The organism is Ruminococcus sp. AF17-22AC, assembly GCF_003460065.1.
Classification (GTDB): domain Bacteria; phylum Bacillota; class Clostridia; order Lachnospirales; family Lachnospiraceae; genus Blautia_A.
Genome location: NZ_QRXT01000001.1, coordinates 133,476 through 153,652, shown reverse-complemented (window position 1 = coordinate 153,652; position 20,177 = coordinate 133,476). Strand labels below are relative to the sequence as shown.

The window sequence follows — 20,177 nt, the reverse complement described above, 5'->3', positions numbered from 1 at the left end:
GTCTGTTGAAAAAACAGGAAAGCTTCGTACGATCTGTGAGTTCACTTCCGGACTCCGAAGCCTGTGATTGAACAGATCTTACGAAGCTTTCCGTAATTTCAACAACGCCTAAAATCAGCGGGCTAACTCATACAAATACTTCTCAAAACAAATTCCTTCATTGCGGTCTGTCTCTTCTTCAACCGCATCGCGTATCCCTTTTGCAAGAAAATTTACTGCTTTTCGGACAGACTCCACCGTATCCGTTCCTTTCACCATCCCGGCACTTAACACCGACGCAAACAGATCTCCCGTTCCGGAATAACTTCCGCCATGCTTCTGTGCTTTTATCCACTGGACAGAATCCCGGCTGCAGATCAGATTTCCCATCTCCTGCACGTCATCTTTTATCGGCAGATCAATCCCGGTAATGACTACTTCCGTCTCATACGCTCTCGCAAGCTTATATCCCGTCTCCTCTACAAATCTCACCAGATCATTTTCTTCAAAATCACAAAGTTCTGTCCATACTTCATGTGCACGCTCCCTGCCATAAAGCAACAACAGCGCCTCCGTCAGATTTGGCGTAATCACAGCTGCTTTTTTCGCCAGAAAACGCATCTTCTCACAAAGCTCCTCTGTATAAATCGGGTATTCCTCTCCGTCGTCTCCCATTACAGGATCCACCAGAATCTTCACATTCTCTCCCCCGAACAGTGCTATAAACGACAAAACCTTATCCGCCTGTGCCGCATCCGCAAGAAACCCCGTATAGATTCCGTCTGGCTGAAAGTCAAGTTTCTTCCATTCATCCATAATCTTATCCATACGGTCTGTATAATCATCACAAAAATAGGACGGAAAACCTGTCTGGCAGCTCAGCACTGCAGTCGGCAGCGGACATGCCTGGATTCCCATCACAGAGATCACCGGAATTGCCGCTGTAAGAGAACATTTTCCCAGTCCTGAAAGATCATTTAACACCGCAATTTTTTTCAATCTCAATTCTCCTTATCTTGCATTTTGTCACATTCTGGTTTAGAATAGCACCTAAGTGTATTTAGAAAAATAACCACTTTTACTCATTTTTCAGGGGACAGTTTATGAGCTTAGCATTTCATTCAAATAAAGAAAGCCTGTATCTGCAGGTATATGATCATTATAAAAATCTTATCATGGAAAACCGTCTTCCGGCCGGAAGCCGTATGCCTTCTCTCCGCCAATGTGCTGCTGAATTAAAACTCAGCCGTACCACGATCGAGAATGCCTATCTGCAGCTTGCTGCCGACGGCTACATCATTGCACGCGCGCAGAGTGGATACTATGTGACCGACATTGCCTCACAGGATCCGGTATCACCCGTATCTCGTCATCCCAGTTTTCCACCGGTAAAATATGATTTTGCCTCCAATGGGGTAGACCATGAAAGTTTTCGCTTTGATCTGTGGCAGCGCTATCTTAAAAGCGCCCTTCGCCAGAGTGAACGTCTCCTTTCCTATGGGGAGCCACAGGGAGAAGCCGATCTGCGCCAGGTACTTGCCGACTATATCCGTCAGCGTAGAAATGTAAACTGTTCTGCCGACGATATAGTTATCGGAGCCGGAGTTCAGAGCCTTCTTAATATTCTCTGCCCTCTTATCCGTCACAAAAAGACCGTTTCTTTTCCGAACGCTTCTTTCGTACAGGGAAGTACGATCTTTGCAGATTATGATTTTGATGTACGTTACCGCAATAAAAACTGTGACGTCATTTATGTTTCTCCTGCACATATGACCAAATGGGGGGAAATCATGCCGGTCAGCCGTCGTATGGAACTGGTGCATCATGCTGCCGAAAAAGGTAGTCTGATCATTGAAGACGATTATGAAAATGAATTTGTCTATTTTCAGCGGCCGACACCTTCACTCTTTAATCTTGCAGGCGGACACGGAGTAGTTTATATAGGCTCTTTTTCCCGTCTGCTGCTTCCGTCTATTCGCTTAAGTTTTATGGTCCTGCCGCCTTCTCTGTCCGAAAAATACGCTGCTGTCGCAGAAAGATACAGTCAGACAGCTTCTAAAGTTGAACAGATTGCGCTCTGTCAGTTTATACGTGACGGACATCTGACGTCACAGACAAAAAAATTAAAAAAGTTATACGCTCAAAAACTGAAAGAACTTAAAACTGTAGTTCAAAATATGTTTGGTGAAAACTGTACAATTCAGACCGGTGCTGCCGGAACCAGCCTTGCACTGACTGTTCCGTATACCCGTACCGGACTTGAACTAAAAAAAGAAGCCCGCATGAACGGGCTATCCATCCTGATTCTCGAAGAAAATGCAGATACGATTACACTTCTGCTTTCCTGCTCTTCGATTGCAACAGATGAATTTGTACCGTCATGTCGGCTTCTGAAGAACATTCTGAATTAATCTCTTCGATTATCAATCATATAAAGCAGTGCATTACAGATGCAGGCGGCGATATTACTTCCGCCCTTACGGCCTCTTGCAACAATATACGGAGCACCGGATTCCATGATAAGCTCTTTTGACTGCACTACATTGACAAAACCAACCGGTACACCGATGATCAGCTCCGGAGCCAGTTTACCGTCCTCAATCAGTTCATAGAGACGCACCAGTGCTGTCGGTGCATTTCCAATCGCAAAAATCAGTTTTTTGTCCAGGGAAGCAGCCTTATCCATACTTGCTGTCGCACGGGTCGTTCCGTTCTCTTTTGCAATTTTTGCAACATCCTCGTCCGACATAAAGCAGTATACTTCGCCGCCATAACGGGCAAGTGCACGTTTATTAATCCCTGCTTTTGCCATTTGTGTATCTGTCACTATACAGGCTCCTGCTTTGATTGCCTCAAGCGCACGCTGCACGACTCCTTCAGAAAAACAGAGGTTTTCTGCATAATCAAAGTCTGCGCTTGTATGGATACATCTTTTAACGATCAACTCCGTTCCCGGCACCAGCTGTGTATCTCCAAGCTCCTCTGTAATGATCTCAAAGCTTCTCTTTTCGATCTCCATCGGCTTTACATTTTCAAGTTCTACTTTCATTCCTGTGCCTCTCCTTCTGTCTCGATTCCCTCTTCCAGGATTTCATAAATCCGTTTCATATCCAGATGTTTGCGAAGCTCCGAAGCAAGAATATCATACTGTGTTTCTTTAAAAGCCGCAAAATCCACTCCTGCCATATCAGAGACATCGATGCCTTTTTTCTCTCCAACTGCACGCACAAGCCCCATTGCCACATCTTCTTTATCAAAAATACCATGCACGTAGGTACCACATACATTCTTTCGGAAGGTACCCTCTGTTTTTTCTGTTCCTGTCACACTGTCGCAGGTAAAGGTACTTGCAGTCGCACCGTCTTTTCGTCTGCTCTCTCCCATATGGATCTCATAACCGGTAAATTCCACATTAGAAAGTGTCTCGAATTCCTGATCCATCTCCAAAAATCTTCCATTTACCTGTGTGCGTGTTTTTTTCTCGGCAAAAACCGTATCCATCGGAAGAAGTCCCATTCCACGCATACTTCCACCAGCTTCGACACCATACGGATCACTTAAAGTCTCACCAAGCATCTGATAACCCCCGCAGATTCCGAAGATAAGCGTACCTGATGCTGCCGCCTTCAAAATTAATGTTTCCATGCCACTTTCGCGAAGCCACTTCAGATCCTCCATGGTGTTTTTGGTTCCCGGTAAAAAGATCACATCCGGATGCATCAGATCTGATGGATGCTGTACATACCGAAGTGATACTCCCGGAATACTTTCCAGCGGATTAAAATCTGTAAAGTTTGAAATACGTGGTATACGGATAACAGCCATATCGATCTGTCCAACTTCCTGCGGACGCTCAAAACGTTCTGTAAGGCTGTCCTCATCTTCCACCTGAATGTTCATATACGGTGCAACACCAACAACCGGAATGCCACATTTCTCTTCCAGCATGGCAACTCCCGGATCCAGAATAGTCTTGTCTCCGCGGAATTTATTGATGATCAGACCTTTGATCATCTTTCGCTCATCTTCTTCGAGAAGCTCCACCGTGCCGTACAGCTGCGCAAAAACGCCGCCACGATCGATATCTCCCGCAAGAAGAACCGGAGACTTTGCCATCTTTGCCATTCCCATGTTGACAATGTCTTCGCTTTTCAGATTGATCTCAGCCGGACTCCCCGCACCTTCAATGACGATAATGTCATTTTCCTCTGCCAGTTTGTTGAATGCCTTCATAATATCCGGCACCAGTTTTTTCTTATATTTGAAATAATCCCGGGCACTCATCGTTCCGAGGACCTCCCCGTTGACAATTACCTGAGAGCCAACATCATTGGTTGGTTTTAAAAGGATCGGGTTCATAAGGACTGATGGTTCTATCCCTGCCGCCTCAGCCTGCATGACCTGCGCCCTTCCCATCTCCAGACCTTCGCTCGTAATAAATGAATTCAATGCCATATTCTGGGATTTGAACGGAGCTACCCGATACCCGTCCTGATGAAAAATCCTGCACAGTCCTGCCGCAAGAAGACTTTTTCCTGCATTGGACATCGTACCCTGTATCATGATCGTTTTTGCCATTTATGATTCCTCCTGCATGGACTGTATAAGCTTTTCATTCTCTTCATGTGTGCGGACAGCAACCCGGTAATATCCTCTTTTCAGTCCGAAATAATTGCTACAGTCACGGATCAGAATACCGTGCTCTACACATTTTTCAAACAGATTCTCCGGTCCTTTAAAGAAAATATAATTCGCCTCAGACGGAAAAACTTCCATTCCTAGTTCCTGTAATTTTTCCTTGAGGTACTTCGCTTCCTCAAATACCATCTGCCGACCGTTTTCGACATACTCTTTTTCTTTCAGTGCCGCAATTCCTGCTTCCTGTGCCATCACAGAAATATTCCAGGGCTGTGTGACCATCGTCATTTTTTCAAGTAATTCTGTATTTTCCGAGATTCCGTAACCAAGACGGACACCCGCCATCGCATAACGCTTTGTAAATGCTTTCAGAAGAAAAAGATTGTGATACCTTGATAGCTGGGCTTTCAGTGAATGTTTCTCCGGTTCTTTTATGAAATCCAGAAAACACTCATCTACAACAAGAAAAATCTCCATCTCCCTGCATATACGTAAAATTCGGAACAAAAGATCCCGGTCTATGGAAATTCCGGTAGGATTATTTGGATTACACAGAAAAACTATATCCAGATCTTTGTGCAGCCAGTTCACAAAATCTTCCTGCAGCGCAAAACCATGTTCCTCTTTTAAAAGAACATGTTCGACTTTACAGTCCACACTCGCAAGTGCCTGCTCATACTCTGCAAATGTCGGTCCCGGCAGCAGTGCTTTCTTCGGTTTCAGCGCATGGCACAGAGAAAATACTATTTCCGCCGCACCATTTCCACAGATGATATGCTCTGATTCTACCTCCTCATATGCTGCAATTGCCTCTTTGAGCGGCTGATATCCGACCTGCGGGTAATCTTTTATCTGTTCCAGACTGTCACGTACTGCCTGTTTCACACTTTCCGGAGTTCCAAGCGGATTACAGTTCGCCGAAAAGTCAAGGCAGTTTTTGTAAGTATATATATTGCCTCCATGTACGTGCTTCGTCATTTCAGTTTCCTCCTGCCTGTTTCGGCATCAAAATATAAAAATCAAATTCAATATTCAGCTCCAGCACAAGATAAGTACGATTCTGATGAACAGGAACAGAACGACTCCGGTAATTGCTGTCGCATACAAAAGTCGGTTTGCACGACGAATATCCTCCGATTCAATCAATCTGATCGGATCACCAATCGTTGGTTTTTCATATAATTTTCCAAAATAATATGCATTACCTGCAAGCTGGACATCCAAAGCACCCGCCATTACAGATTCTGTCTGTGCAGAATTCGGACTTGCGTGATTACGGCTGTCCCGCCGAAAAATTTTCCAGGCATTCCAGCCATCAAAGCCGCTAAAATATGCAGCCAGAACCATCAATCCGCCTGATATTCTGGATGGCAGATAATTCGCCGCGTCGTCAAGCTTTGCCGCACATCGTCCGAAATAAAGATAACGGTCGTTTTTGTATCCAAGCATGGAATCCATGGTGTTGATTCCTTTATAAAGAAACATCAGAGGCGCACCACCGATTGCCATATAAAGCATCGGTGCAATGACACCATCTGAAGCATTTTCCGCCACGGTCTCAACCGCCGCTTTCGTCACTCCTTCTTCCGTAAGTGCCGCTGTATCACGGCCTACGATCATGGATACCGCCTTACGTGCTTCTTCCAGCGTTCCGTATTTCAGGCGATCATAAACCCTCATACTTTCATCTTTTAAAGATCTGGTTGCCAGAAGCTGGTAACACCAAAAGCTTTCCAGAAGCAACGCAAGCCCTGGAACCTTCGGATACAATGAATAAAGAATCACTCCCGGAATTCCAAATGAAAGAATACAGACAAGCAGAACTTCGATCAGTCCGCCGGTCAGTTCCCCGGAGCTTGTTTTCGGTAAGATCTTTCGAATTCTTTTTTCAAGGAAAGAGATCAGATTACCGATCAGACAGACCGGGTGGTACAGCCATCTCGGATCTCCGAATATCAGATCAAGTATAAATCCTGCTGCCAGCGCTATGGTGTGGTATATCAAGTGTTTCTCCCTTCCCGATGTTTTATATTCCAAAACATCTCTGCTCTTTTTCATTTATTCATAACTGTTCAGTACCTTCTCAGTTACGTTTGTTCTTTATCTGGCATCCTGACGACCGTACTGGCTGCACTTACGAAGAAAAGCCTCCGGCACCTTCGGATTGCCATAAAAATACAGGTGCGGAAATCCCGCCATCATGGTATCTGTGCCATGAATGCAATTCCATTTCCTGTGGCTCTGTGGTTTCTTCGCATCAAAATCGTCCCCACAGTTTTCAGAATCGAAATAATGAAATTCATGTGCAGGTATTCCACCCATGTCATTCATTCCAAAAACTTCTTTCTTCTGTGTCAGAGTCACGTAACCAAAACGATTCAGTCTCTGCGTACAATAAGCTCTGCCGGAAATCACGCCCGCCATATGATAGCTGTTTCCATCCATGGCCTCCATCTCATCATGAAGATACATAAAGCCACCGCATTCTGCCAGACACGGCATTCCATCATTCAATACACGGCGTACATCCTCCCGCATGCTCGCATTCGCTTCTAATTCTTTGGCATTAAGTTCCGGATAACCACCGCCCAAAATCAGCCCTTTAAGGTTCTCCGGAAGATGTACATCTCGCATTGGTGAAAAAGTTACCAGCTCTGCTCCCATACTTTTAAGGAGCCGGAAATTATCTTTATAATAAAAACAAAATGCTTCATCCTCAGCAACACCGATTCGTACTGGTTTTTCCAGATGAAAAGAAATTTGCGGCTCTGCTGCCTGAACTTCCGGTGCATCTGCGGCAAGCTTTAGTATTTCATCAATCTCCAGTGTATCTTCCAGTATTCTTGCAAGTTTCTGTAATCTTTCACGAAGCTGCGGAATCTCATCAGGAAGTACCAGACCAAGATGTCTGCTCTCGATTACACAGTCTTCAACTTTTGGCACATAACCCAGAACCGAAAGTCCGGTCTCTTTTTCCAGAAGTTCTTTCATTCTCGGATAAAGCATCGGAGACATCTGATTCAGGATCACACCTTTAATGTGACTGTCCTTTCGGTATTCGGCAAAACCTTTGATATAAGCCGCGAGTGACATGCTCATTCCCTTGCTGTTTACGATCAGAATAGCCGGCGTATCTGTAACAGAAGCGAGATCATAAGCGCTCGCCTGTGTTGTCGTTCCTGCAACTCCGTCATAATATCCCATAACGCCTTCCATCACCGCGATCTCACAATTTGCAGCATTTTCTGAAAGAAGATACCGCGTAACTTCCGGAGATGTAAAAAATGTATCCAGATTTGCAGATTTTGCACCGATCACACGACTGTGAAACATTGGATCAATATAATCCGGACCACATTTAAAAGATGCCACAGTAAGATTTCTGTTTAACAGTGCCTGCAAAAGCCCGCAGGTAATCAGCGTTTTTCCACTTCCACTTGCGCCTGCTGCCAGAAGGATTCTGGGAATTCTCATAAGCTCATCTCCTTTTTGTGTGCCTGTACTGTGATAATATAGATTGGATTTTCTCCCATCATCATATGGTACCTGCCGATATTTTTGGCTCTTGATACAGCAAGCTGAACCACTTCCGATTCCCATTCCTTATCTGCACCAAATTCCTCAAGTTTTCGTATACAGGAAATCGCCTCTGAAACCGTTTCCAGTGTAATACAGTTAATTACGATCCGCACTTGTGGATTTTTGGTAAGTAACAGATCTATGATCTTATCAAGATTTCCTGATGAGCCTCCGATAAATGCATGCGTCGGTGCCGGAAGGTCTTCCATAGCCTCCGGTGCGGTTCCCGCTATGATCTGCATTTGATCCAGTGCAAATTTCTCTTTATTTGCTTTCAGAAGATTAAGTGCATCTTCTTTCTTTTCGATTGCATAAACCTGTCCCTGTGAAGCCCTCAGCGCCATTTCTACCGATACAGAACCTGTACCAGCACCTATATCGTAACATACAGAATTTTGATCTAATTTCAGTTTCGTCAGTGATACACTTCTCACTTCACTCTTTGTCATAGGTGCCTTACCTCGCAGAAATACCTCATCTGGCATTCCATGTGTCGCCGGAAGCGGTTCTGCCTCCGGATTGTATACACAGACGACGCTAAGCGGATCTGCCTTGTAATCAGTCAGTTCACGCGCCATTTTTGCAAAGATCTTCTCATCCGGGTATGACAGTTTTTCTCCAACATACACTATAACCTCACCCATGCCATATCCGGTCAGTTTCTTTGTCAGTTCCGCCACACCATCTGCGGTTCCGAGAATTGCAAAAGTTTTCTCATATGAATAAATCAGTGAAATAAGATTACAGTTCTTTCCATGTGCACTGACGATCTTCGCGTTGTCCCAGGAAAGTCCGATTTTTGACATAAAATACACAACAGATGAAATCCCACAAATGATCTCCGGCTGTATGGATGCCTCTCCAAATAGTTCGAGAAGTTTTCTGGCGCCACTGTAAAAACCAACATCCCCGGAAAGTGCAACCACTATATTGCTATACTCCGGATGATTTTGAATATAATCTACGATTTCCCTGCTTCTGTATTCATAAAACACTTCCTGCCCCGGAAGTGCCACTGCATCTGCAATCCGTCTGGCACCAATGATGAGATCCGCCTTTTCTACAGCTCTTTTTCCCTGTATGGTAAGCGTATCCTCACTGCCCATACCAATTCCAAGAAGTGTAATATGATGATTTCCCTCACAGAAAAAATATTTTGCAAGCATTCTTTTACACTCGGTAAGAGAAATACCTTCCTCCTGCACCGGTCTTCCTATAATCACCGGAATTACACCGCACGCAAACGCAGCATCGATTTTTTCCTGAAAACCGCCGGCTTTACCGGAATCTTTCGTAACAAGATACTGACATTCATACTGCCGGAGCGTTGCTTCATTCATTTCCTTCGAAAACGGTCCCTGCATGGCGATCAGATGTTTTCCCTCAAAGCCAAGTTTCTGACAGGCTTCAACCACAGACGGAAGTGAAAGTACACGCGCATAGATTCTTTCCCGATAATCCGGTAACGTCGTAAAAGCTGCCAGTTCTTTACTTCCGGTCGTAAGAAAAATTCTTCCCTCTCTGTCTCGAAGGTATTCTACCGCCTGTTCTGCTGTTTCTACATAAACAGCATTCTGCGACTGACTTTCGGCTCTTAAGACACGTATATACGAAATGCCGGATGCAAGTGCCGCACTTTTGATATTTTTTGTTACTTCCGTTGCATAGGGGTGTGTCGCATCCAGAATAAACTCCGGCAGTTCTTTATGAAAAAGTTCTGTCATCTCCTGTTCATCCAGACGCTTTGCCTGTATTTTAAGATAATCTCCTGCCTCTAGTGAATGAGAACCGTATTCTGTTGCCACACACGCAAGGGCAGAAATTTTATTTGCAGAAAGAAAACGGCAGATTTCATATCCTTCCGTTGTACCGGCAAAAACAATTGCCTTATACATCGCGATATCCTCTCGGTGTCACCATCTTACCGTTAATTTCTTTTGTCTGAGAATTACCGATAAATACGGTTGTAAACATATCAACTTTTGTATCACGCAGTTCTTTCAGTGTCATAACATGATATTCTTCCCCTTCACGTCCGATGTTGCAGACAGTTCCGCAGACGGTTTCCGGGGACTTGTACTGCATCATCAGATCACATGCCTTCTGAAGATAGTCATGTCGTTTTTTACTTGACGGATTATAGAGACAGATCACAAAATCTGCCTGTGATGCACCAAGCAGTCTTGCTTCGATTTTTTCCCATGGAGTAAGAAGATCACTTAAACTGATCAGGCAGAAATCATGAATCAATGGTGCTCCGAGAACAGCGGCGCCCCCAAGAGCGGCTGTTACGCCCGGTACAATTTCAAGTTCAACTTCCGGATATTTTGTACCAACTTCATACATTAGACCAGCCATTCCATATACACCTGCATCTCCGCTGCAGATCATGGAAACACTTTTGCCCTTCATTGCTTCTTCAAAAGCAAGAACGCAGCGATCTACTTCTTTTTTCATCGGAGTCGTCAGAAATTCTTTATCCGGAAATGTATCTTTTACAAGGTCTACATAAACTGTATAACCGATTATGGTATCACTGTTTTTTAATGCCTGCATGGCAATTCCGGTCATCTGGTCACAGCCTCCCGGTCCGATTCCTACAACATATATTTTATTCAAAATGTACCTCCCAGTCCCGGAGCGCCAGCGCCGTAGTCACGCCGTTACGCCCTGTTTTCTTTTTTATCAGTCTGCCCTGCTCCGCGCCCAGGACCGCACTTCTCTCACAGACATTTCCTACACCTGTGATCTTTTTTACAAATTCTGATTCTTCAAATGTCCCTTTTGCATTCTGCAGCTCTGCCTCGCCAAATGTACAAAAAGGAATGTTCCAGTCTGCCGCCAGTGCAAGAATTCCCTGCTCCTCTTTTTTCAGGGAAATACTTGCGATCTGACTGACTGCTTCCTGATAAATACTTTCTGACTCCAGACAGGCTTCCGCTTCCTGCCGGATGATCTCTGCTTCTTTATCTTTTTTACATCCAAGACCAAGAACAACAGCCTTTGGCACGATCTGCACTGTAGATGTAAAAGGCAGACATGCACGATGCACTGTCACGGCAATCCCTGCCTCTGGTTTACCTGAATCTTCCGGAGTGCATACTTTCAGTCCTCTCGGAAGTGACCCTGCCCATGGAAATTCACTGTAAAACCCGACAGATTCACCTGCCAGTATTGCCGCAGATACTTCTTTCGCGGCTTTCATATTAAAGATCGCACAGTGATTATTCTTTGCAAATACATCCACCGCAAATCGGTCATGGAGATCCGTTGCCGTTGTCACCACCGGCTCTGCCCCAAGTATTTCTGCTGTTTTAAGCGCAAGTGCATTTGCACCGCCAAGATGTCCGGACAAAAGTGAGATGACGAATTTTCCGCATTCATCGACCACTAACACTGCCGGATCTGATTTCTTACTTGCAACATAAGGGGCAATGCTGCGCACTGCGATTCCACATGCACCGACAAAAATAAGTCCGTCATCTGTCTTGAAATGATGTCCTGTCCAGACTGCTGTATTCTCTGCAATGGAATCTTCCAGATATTTACTTTTCTTAAAAAGATTGGTCGTAAACCCACACTGCAGCAGTCCTTTTTGAAGCTGCTCTGCCGTAGTATAGCCAGTCAGACTGAAACAGATGATCGAAATTTGCATCTTCTTTTCCTTTAGCTTAATTCTTATTTTGTTGCTTCTCTGAATTCCGTCGTAAATCCCGGATCATACAGCTTAGAGCGGTCATAATGTGCCGCACTCACAGAATCTCCAATGATCATCAAAGCGGTTTTCGTGATATTATTTTCTGCTGCTGTTTTTGCAAGTGTGCCTACTGTGCAGACAAATTTCTTTTCATCCGGCCATGTTGCCTTATAAACGATTGCAGCCGGTGTGTCTTCCTTATATCCGCCCTCGATCAGTCTTCTGCTCAGTTCTTCCAGCATACCGGTACTTAAAAATACAACCATCGTTGCCTGATGTGCCGCAAAAGACTGGATACTTTCCCTGGATGGAACCGGTGTACGGCCTTCCATTCTTGTAATGATCACACTCTGGGAAATATCCGGAAGTGTATATTCAAGATTCAGAGCACTGGCTGCCCCACAGAACGCACTGACACCCGGACAGTAATCATAGGCAATGCCTTTTTCATCCAGAATGTCCATCTGCTCTCTGATTGCGCCATAGATACACGGATCTCCGGTATGAAGCCTTACTGTCATTTTGCCCTCTGCTTCAGCACGTTCCATAACTGCAATAACTTCTTCAAGTGTCATTTTTGCACTGTTATGAATTGTGCAGACATCTTTGCTGTATTCCAGAAGCTGCGGATTTACCAGAGATCCTGCATAAATAATCACATCTGCCTCTTCCAGATACTGTTTTCCTCTTACTGTGATAAGATCCGGTGATCCCGGTCCTGCTCCTACAAAATGAATCATATTATTTTTCTCCTTTGCTTATCTTATTTATCAGTTCACCGGCATCTGCTGTCTGTCCCAGATATCCATATTCATTCGAAAAAACAACTGCTCCGAGCAATATCTGATGATAGGAATGATGATCAAGATAAAACTGGATCTGCCGCATGATCTCCTCCATCGTTTTTTTCAGAATTTGATTACTGTCCAACACCTGCAGTGCCTCATCTGTCGTATTACAATCAAGAACTTCTCTCGCACACTCAAGTGTACATCCGCAACGGATTGCCGCTGCACAGAGTGTTTCCATTCTCGCATCCGCATTGTGAGAATGTGTATTCATGATTCCGGCAGCCACCTTGACAAATTTTCCGATATGCGAGATAAAGAGAATTCCCTTTGCTCCCATATTGATTGCCATATCAATTGTTTCACCGACATAATTACTGCATTTCATATTTTTTTCAAAGGGAAGATCCATATGTGCTCTCAGATAATCCGCTCCATAATTTCCCGGTGTGACCAATAAGTAGTTTTCACCCTGTGCAAGACGCTGTGACATTTCTACCCGTATACTGTCAACCAGTGCCTTCTCACTCATCGGCTCCACGATTCCGGAAGTTCCGAGAATCGAAATGCCTCCTTTTATTCCAAGCCGCGGATTAAACGTCTTCGCCGCAATCTTCTCTCCATCCGGCACAGAGATTGTAGCTTTCAGATTGCCTTCATACTGGTATCTGTCCGCTGCTTCCTCCAGCGCCCTGCATATCATGGAACGAGGAACCGGATTGATCGCCGCCTCGCCGACTTTTTGTGAAAGTCCCGGTTTTGTCACTCTGCCAACACCGATACCACCATCGACGATCCATTCTCTCTTTCCTGAAACCTTCTCAACCTTTGCATATACAAGTACTCCATCCGTTGTGTCCGGATCATCCCCAGCCTGTTTGCGGACGGCACATGTCACTGCATTATTCTCAATGGTAATATCATGTAATTCCAGATGAAGAAGTATTCCCTTTGGTGTCATAAGAGAAATTTCACGGATGATACTGCCGCCAAGAAGCATTTCAGCAGCTCCTTTTGCGGCTCCTGCAGCACAGGAACCGGTCGTATAACCCATTCGGAGTTTTTTATTATTTTTGATTACATAAAAATCTTCCAGTCCTGTTTTGTGCTCCATAAAATCCTCCTTATTACATACTTAATTATTATATTATTTTGCCAAAAACTTGTCAATGAAAGGAAATCTTTATGCGGCAGTATGACGAAAAAGCTGAATCTTAAATAGACTCAGCTTTCATTGCAAGCATAAAATTTTCAGATGTTTTATACATCATTGATTTCTCTTCGAAGTTTGTGGAAATCACCTACAGCTTTCCATCCAATCTTTACGATTTTCTTAATATTGATAGAGTTCACGCCACCCTGTCTCGGCTTAAAAGTAATCGGAATAAATATGACTTTTTCATGATGATACACAAAATAGGTCGTAAACATGATATTCGGAATATTGAAATTTTTCGGAAGTTTTCCTATATATTTTTCAACCAGCGATGTCTTCATCAGCCGAAACGGTGCATTCGCATCTTCGATTTTTACGCCAAAAATCATCCGAAGAAGCAGACAGACAATATTCTCTACAAATTTGCGGTCTTTCCCATCTCCACGTTCAATACGGTTTCCGATCACTGCATCATACTTTTCCCTTGCTTCCCAGAACTCTTCAAATTCTGCCGGATCTGTTTGTCCGTCGGAATCTGTCTGAAAAATATAATCCGCATCGTGTCTGATTGCATATCGATAACCATACAGTACCGTATCTCCATGTCCGCCATTTGCTTTTGTCAATGGTGTAAACAGCGGTTTATCTTTCGCCAGTTTCTGCATAATCTCGTAAGTGTTGTCTTTGCTTCCATCGTTGATTATCACAAGTCTTGACTCACCATTTCCATTGTGTCTCTCAACGATCGGATACCAGTCGTCTATACATTGTTCAATATTCATTCCCTCATTGTAGGCTGGAATGATCACATATAATTTTTCCATAAGTCTCCCAAACTAACCAAATATCATCAGATTTGATGATTCCTGACTGCCAAAATTAATAAATAATGATCGGATATCCTCCGTCTATCGTATTGTAGATCAAAGCCGCCTGATCTGTAGGAAGATTGATGCAGCCATGGCTTCCTGCGCCGGATTTGTATCTGTTTCCGCCAAAAGAAGACTGCCAGGATGCATCATGAAGTCCCTGACCATATACAAAAGGCATCCAGTATTTTACGGTTACATTATAGCCATATTCCGAACTCGAAAGATTATACGGGCTTGCCTTATATGCAATCGGCCATGCTCCGCGGTAAGTTTCTCGTCCGGCTTTCGGTGCACCGCTTACAATATCTGTCTCTGTCACCAGTGCTCCATCTTTATAAAGCCAAAGATGCTGATTATCAAGGCTTACTTCTATGTAACTTCCGGCAAGATCATCACTGCCATTTCGCTGCATGGCACTGATGCTGTAAACCGGATCACGGCTTACTTCACTGCCACTGGCAATATCCTTCAGAAGCTGCTGTAGTTCTCCATCCTGATCGATCTGAAATCCATATTCATTGTCTGATACTGTCACATCATTGCCATAAGAAGTATGGAATGTACGAGGTACATAGATCGTATTATATTTCGTTGCAAGATCCTGTACGTATGTCTTTACCGCATCCTGATCTACACTGATACTGTCAGAAGATATCTGAAGCCATGACTCGATCGTTGACGTATCAACCACCTGAGTTTCATTTCCAAGTGTATAGGTAACTGTCGAACTGCGGTATTTATTCAGCTTCTCATTTAGTCCAGAAAGCTTGTTCTGCATATCATCTGAAACTGTCACAGATGGCTGCTGATATACATCTGTTCCCATAACAAGCTTGATTTCGCCTCCAAGAAGCTGTGACGGAAAAAGAGACTCCAGTGACTGGTCAACATATGCCAGCAAACGAGACTCATCAATCTGATTTCCCTGTACATCACTGATCAGGGTAAACTGCTTCTGATTCTCATTGTACTGAATTGCTGCATCTACTGATGCAGTTCGTTCTTTATCCCCAAAATTTGATTTCTGAAGTGCTGTTTTTTCCTGTTCTTCATCCTTCTGGATTTCATAAGGAATCTTCTGATCTTCCTGTGTCGCAAACAGTTTTCGGTTGGCTTCTCTGGTCTTCTGAAGTTCAGTAAGCTGTGTCTTAAGCGCATCTTCATTCAGATCATAACCAAGATTTCCAAGAGTCGTTTTATATACGACTTCACCATCTTCCTGAAAAGCAACTTTTCGTTCACGGAAATCTTTCAGAATCTTCTGCTCAGCTTTATCAACAGTGAGTGTGGAAACATCAAGACCATAGATAGAAATCTTTCTTCCAAGTGTATTCGTATCTGCAATATACAGGTAAATAAAAAGTCCTGCGATCAGGATCACCATCGCACCGATGCATCCACCCAGTATGATCTTCTTTGTCTTCCTGCTTACCTTGAATTTCTTCCCCATAATTTATTCCTCGTATCTGCTGTAGTGTAAATTTATGAATACATTTTGTGTTTTATTATAGCATCCATATAAAATCACACGTAATCTTGAATTTCTATTTTTTGCCAGCCATATGTTTCAGCTTCTTAGGAATATACAATAATGCTTTACCGGCTTTTAATGTTGTGCTGGATTTCAGTTTCTTAAGCTCTTTTTCTGCTTTTTTTGCTCTCGACTGCCATTCTTTCATTTCCTGCGCCTGTCTGAAAAGATATTCCACCGCACTGCATTCTTTCATCTGCATATAAATCTGATATTTTGCAGCATTATAAGAGTAACATTCTTCTTCCGTGAAATCATCCAGATCAAATTCTGCAAATATTTCATTATTCAGTCGCTCATAAATCTGGCAGAATGCTTCTCCTGCTTTAAGTGAACACATATTGTAAATGCTCACTCCAAAAGCAAGGTTTTTAAAGCTCGTCTCTACAGTATCATATAAGTCCAGTTCTTTCAATTTATCACGGATTGCCTTTAATGCCTCATACCAGTCCCATGGAGTTTTCGTATTATTTGCCTGAAGGCTGGTGCTTCTCTGGCGATAATTGACAAGAACTTCCTGAATCATCGTGATTCTTTTTGCAAGGACAAGTGCCATATTTACAAAGTAAATATCATTCGAACGTGAAAGCGCCATAAATTCAAGCTTATTTTCATCGATCAGGCTCTTTTTAAACAAGCTTGTCCATGGGCATCCCGTACCAATATTGAAAACGTATGGAAATGACTTTCCTTCTACCGGCATCGTCTGCGGAATATATTCTTTCTTCTGTATAACATTACTTTTTCTGTATTTTCCGGTATCACCAAAATAAAGCCTTGCATCATACATGCAGACATCTGCCTGATCTTCTTTGATCTTATTCAGACTGTGTTCCATAAGTTCCGATTCAAAGAAATCATCACTGTCCAGAAACAGCAGATATTCTCCCTTTGCTCTTTTGATTCCCTCATTTCTCATCAGTCCGGCTTTTCCGCAATGATCCATTCCTACATATTGAAAACGTGGATCAGATACTGCATATTCCTTAATGATATCGACTGTTCTGTCATCCGAACCATCATCCACACAAAGAACTTCAAAATCTGTAAATGTCTGCTTTTTCAGACTTTCCAGACATTCTCCAATATACTCTTCTACATTATAAGAAGGGATAATGACTGTTATCTCTGTTTTTTTATTATTATTTGTATATGTTTCCATCCAAATACCCTCGATCAGATCTTTTTGTCTCAGTATAGCATAACCCCTGTTTTTCGTAAACAGATCAATAAAGACTTTCTGTCACTCCCTTTTTATGATATGATAAATACAATATCAGCAAAGGAGTATCGATATGAATCAGACAGTTTCTGACTATCGTTTTAAATTTTCTGTTGTCACAGCTGTTTATAATGTTGAACCATATCTTGCCGAAGCCATTGAAAGCATCCTGGCTCAGGATATCGGTTTTGAAGAATCCGTGGAAATGGTTCTTGTAGATGACGGTTCTACAGATGGATCCGGTGCAATCTGTGATGAATATCAGCAGAAATTTCCAAACAATATTAAAGTAATACACAAAAAAAACGGTGGCGCTGCATGTGCCCGCAATACCGGAATCAGCCATTGCGAAGGACAGTATATCAGTTTTATGGACGCTGATGACAGACTGACTTCCAGTACTTTATCCGATGTATATGGCTTTTTCAGCACCTGTGATGCAAATATTCCGTTTGTATCTGTACCTATTTATTTCTTTGAAAAAAGAGATTTCGGTCACCGTCTCAATTACAAATACGAATGCGAAAGTTCCCGTATCATTGATCTTGCCCATGAATATTCATTTGTTCAAATGTCTGCCTCATCTGCGTTTTTCAGACACAAAATCCTTCAGGATCGTTCTTTTGACACAACTTTAAAATATGCAGAAGATGCAAAACTGATCATGGATATCCTCCTTGACTATCCACAATATGGAATCGTACCTTCCGGCCGTTATATGTACCGTACCCGAAATGCGCTGGATTCTGCGTTAAATGTTTCCAAGCACCGTAAAGAATGGTATATTGACAGCCTTAAATATTATACATTCTGGGCACTGGATGAATCTGAGCGTCGACTGGGATATATCCCGGATTTTGTTCAGTATACGATCATGTATGATCTTCTGGCACGTTTCCGGATGAAAAAATTTCCGGATGATGTGATGACTTCACATGAAAAAGAATCTTTTCTGAGTATGTTATTTCGTGCGTTACAGCGAATCGACGATCATATCGTCATGGAGCAGCATAATCTTTCTCCGGAATTATGTGATTACTTATTAAGTATAAAAAAAGCACCGGATTCCGGTACTTTTGTTTATGATGCGGATGCTGAAGATCAGTATTTTCATTACAGTGATCTCGATTCACGCTCCAGCGGATCTTTTCCTGTAAACCTTGAAGCGCTTGACTTCGCAGAAAATGAATTGACAATGCATGGCTTTTTTAAAGTCTATACGCGTTTTCCGACCCCTTCTAAGTTATTTCTGCGACTTACCTCCGAGAAGGGAACACAGACTTTAGACTGTAATTTAGAGGAAGACCGCAGTAAAGGTGCCGCCTTTAATGAACACCAATTGTCTGTAACAGAATATTTTACAGCCTCTATTCCGTATAAGCTTCTCAAAACGAAAACAACAGTTGAATTGTGCATGCTTTCCGGAGACCATGTGATCAGGTTTCATAAACTGAAACGGAAACCAGAGTTCCCAATTACCAAAAAAGAAAAGATTTTCCGCCTCGGCAAAAAATCCTATTATCTTTCTCTCTCTCCACAGGCATTCTCTTTCAAACCTGTAACACCTGTGACTTATCTCAAACGACAGACAAAACGATGTATTAATGCTGTGCGTTGTCGTCTGTAAACACAACTTATATCAAAAAAGCTCCCGGTATATGCCACACATCCAAAGTCCAATTTGGAATAAATGCCACATACCGGGAGTTTGATTGTACCAGAATTACATTGCTATAGTTTTCTATTTTAATTTAATTGCCGACTCATCATTCGTCTCTGCTATAATGAAATGGGGTCTGTGTTTTGTCTCCAGATACGTCTTGGATATGTACTGCCCCATAATTCCCAGGCATAAAAGCTGAATTCCTCCGATAAAAATAACTACACAGATGATAGAAGCCCAGCCTGCAACCGGGTCTCCGAATATCAGCCGACGGATAATGATGACCGCAAGCGCCAAAAACGAAAAGAATGTCATCGTTGTTCCAAACCAGGACGCTATGCTCAAAGGAACATGTGAAAAATTAATGATTCCATCAATCGCATATTTAAACAATTTCCAAAAATTCCATTTCGTTTCCCCAGCTACTCTCTCCACATTTTCATATGGCATCCAGTAAGTCCGAAATCCCACCCAGCCAAAAAGACCTTTGGAAAATCGGTTGTACTCACCCATGGCAACAATTGCCTCTACCATACTCTTTTTCATAAGACGGAAATCCCTGGCTCCATCCACAATATCTGATTCAGATATTCTGTTCATAATACTGTAAAATCTTCTTGCAAACCAGCTTCTTATAATTGGCTCGCCCTCACGGCTCACCCTTCTCGTTGCCACGCTGTCATATTCGCCTGTTTTAAGTATCTTAAGCATTTCAGGCAACAGCGCCGGCGGATCCTGAAGATCTGCATCCATAACCGCAATATAATCACCTTTTGCATTACAAAAGCCTGCATACATCGCAGCTTCTTTTCCGAAATTACGTGAAAACGACAGATAAATCACGTGAGAATCTTTTGCAGAAAGTGCTTTCAGCTCTTTCAGTGTTTCATCTTTTGACCCGTCATTTACAAACAGCAGCTCATATTCCTCACCAATTTCCTGCAGGATACGTGTTGCTTCTTTGTGAAAAAGAGGAAGCGCCTCCTGTTCATTATAGCAGGGAACGATAATAGAAATCATAATAACCTCCTTAGTTAAATGATTTATGTTTA

The 20,177-nt window shown here is 43.0% G+C and carries 17 protein-coding genes; 2 read left to right on the top strand and 15 right to left on the bottom strand.

Annotation, left to right across the window (positions count from 1 at the left end; translation table 11 throughout):
• Window positions 1-114 precede the first annotated feature (114 nt).
• Complete coding sequence (locus DWW86_RS00770; RefSeq protein ID WP_117941982.1) at window positions 115-978, bottom strand: pyridoxamine kinase; 864 nt, start codon at window positions 976-978, stop codon at window positions 115-117.
• 104 nt (window positions 979-1,082) lie between these two features.
• Here DWW86_RS00770 and pdxR point away from each other — a divergent pair, with 104 nt between their 5' ends.
• Window positions 1,083-2,390, top strand: a complete 1,308-nt coding sequence (gene pdxR, locus DWW86_RS00765) for a MocR-like pyridoxine biosynthesis transcription factor PdxR (protein ID WP_117941981.1) — start codon at window positions 1,083-1,085, stop codon at window positions 2,388-2,390.
• Here pdxR and DWW86_RS00760 read toward each other — a convergent pair.
• The 13 genes from DWW86_RS00760 to DWW86_RS00700 form a co-directional block, all read right to left on the bottom strand.
• Window positions 2,387-3,028: a precorrin-8X methylmutase gene (locus tag DWW86_RS00760; RefSeq protein WP_117941980.1), complete on the bottom strand. Its 642-nt coding sequence runs from the start codon at window positions 3,026-3,028 to the stop codon at window positions 2,387-2,389. The two genes, pdxR and DWW86_RS00760, sit on opposite strands and share 4 nt — an antisense overlap.
• Window positions 3,025-4,557, bottom strand: coding sequence for a cobyric acid synthase (locus DWW86_RS00755; RefSeq protein WP_072521309.1), 1,533 nt, complete (start codon window positions 4,555-4,557; stop codon window positions 3,025-3,027). The genes DWW86_RS00760 and DWW86_RS00755 overlap by 4 nt, the downstream gene beginning before the upstream one ends.
• Window positions 4,558-5,595: a threonine-phosphate decarboxylase CobD gene (gene cobD / locus DWW86_RS00750; RefSeq protein WP_117941979.1), complete on the bottom strand. Its 1,038-nt coding sequence runs from the start codon at window positions 5,593-5,595 to the stop codon at window positions 4,558-4,560.
• Window positions 5,596-5,649: 54 nt separating this feature from the next.
• Complete coding sequence (gene cbiB / locus DWW86_RS00745) at window positions 5,650-6,654, bottom strand: adenosylcobinamide-phosphate synthase CbiB (RefSeq protein ID WP_417182301.1); 1,005 nt, start codon at window positions 6,652-6,654, stop codon at window positions 5,650-5,652.
• 63 nt (window positions 6,655-6,717) lie between these two features.
• On the bottom strand, window positions 6,718-8,091 hold the full coding sequence (locus DWW86_RS00740; protein WP_117941977.1) for a cobyrinic acid a,c-diamide synthase CobB: 1,374 nt from the start codon (window positions 8,089-8,091) through the stop codon (window positions 6,718-6,720).
• Window positions 8,088-10,091 (bottom strand): precorrin-6A reductase, encoded by a 2,004-nt coding sequence (gene cobK / locus DWW86_RS00735; RefSeq protein WP_117941976.1) that lies wholly within the window; start codon window positions 10,089-10,091, stop codon window positions 8,088-8,090. Before cobK ends, DWW86_RS00740 begins: the two co-directional genes overlap by 4 nt.
• Window positions 10,084-10,815: a precorrin-3B C(17)-methyltransferase gene (gene cobJ, locus DWW86_RS00730; RefSeq protein WP_072521313.1), complete on the bottom strand. Its 732-nt coding sequence runs from the start codon at window positions 10,813-10,815 to the stop codon at window positions 10,084-10,086. Before cobJ ends, cobK begins: the two co-directional genes overlap by 8 nt.
• A complete protein-coding gene (locus DWW86_RS00725) occupies window positions 10,808-11,851 on the bottom strand; it encodes a cobalt-precorrin 5A hydrolase (protein ID WP_072521314.1) in 1,044 nt (347 codons plus the stop codon). Before DWW86_RS00725 ends, cobJ begins: the two co-directional genes overlap by 8 nt.
• Before the next feature lie 23 nt (window positions 11,852-11,874).
• Window positions 11,875-12,633 (bottom strand): precorrin-4 C(11)-methyltransferase, encoded by a 759-nt coding sequence (cobM, locus tag DWW86_RS00720; RefSeq protein WP_072521315.1) that lies wholly within the window; start codon window positions 12,631-12,633, stop codon window positions 11,875-11,877.
• 1 nt (window position 12,634) lies between these two features.
• A complete protein-coding gene (gene cbiD, locus DWW86_RS00715; protein WP_117941975.1) occupies window positions 12,635-13,795 on the bottom strand; it encodes a cobalt-precorrin-5B (C(1))-methyltransferase CbiD in 1,161 nt (386 codons plus the stop codon).
• Window positions 13,796-13,941: 146 nt separating this feature from the next.
• Complete coding sequence (locus DWW86_RS00710) at window positions 13,942-14,661, bottom strand: glycosyltransferase family 2 protein (RefSeq protein WP_072521317.1); 720 nt, start codon at window positions 14,659-14,661, stop codon at window positions 13,942-13,944.
• A 55-nt stretch (window positions 14,662-14,716) separates the two neighbouring features.
• Window positions 14,717-16,159 (bottom strand): L,D-transpeptidase family protein, encoded by a 1,443-nt coding sequence (locus DWW86_RS00705; protein ID WP_117941974.1) that lies wholly within the window; start codon window positions 16,157-16,159, stop codon window positions 14,717-14,719.
• Between the two features lie 94 nt (window positions 16,160-16,253).
• Window positions 16,254-17,402 carry a glycosyltransferase family 2 protein gene (locus DWW86_RS00700; RefSeq protein WP_117941973.1) on the bottom strand — a complete coding sequence of 383 codons (1,149 nt, stop codon included), beginning with the start codon at window positions 17,400-17,402 and terminating at the stop codon, window positions 16,254-16,256.
• A gap of 133 nt (window positions 17,403-17,535) precedes the next feature.
• Between DWW86_RS00700 and DWW86_RS00695 the strand changes: the two genes are divergently transcribed.
• On the top strand, window positions 17,536-19,089 hold the full coding sequence (locus tag DWW86_RS00695; RefSeq protein ID WP_117941972.1) for a glycosyltransferase family 2 protein: 1,554 nt from the start codon (window positions 17,536-17,538) through the stop codon (window positions 19,087-19,089).
• Window positions 19,090-19,203: 114 nt separating this feature from the next.
• Here the strand turns inward: DWW86_RS00695 and DWW86_RS00690 are convergent, their stop codons facing one another.
• Entirely contained in the window at window positions 19,204-20,145 is a 942-nt protein-coding gene (locus DWW86_RS00690; RefSeq protein WP_072521321.1) for a glycosyltransferase family 2 protein, read from the bottom strand.
• Window positions 20,146-20,177: the final 32 nt, after the last annotated feature.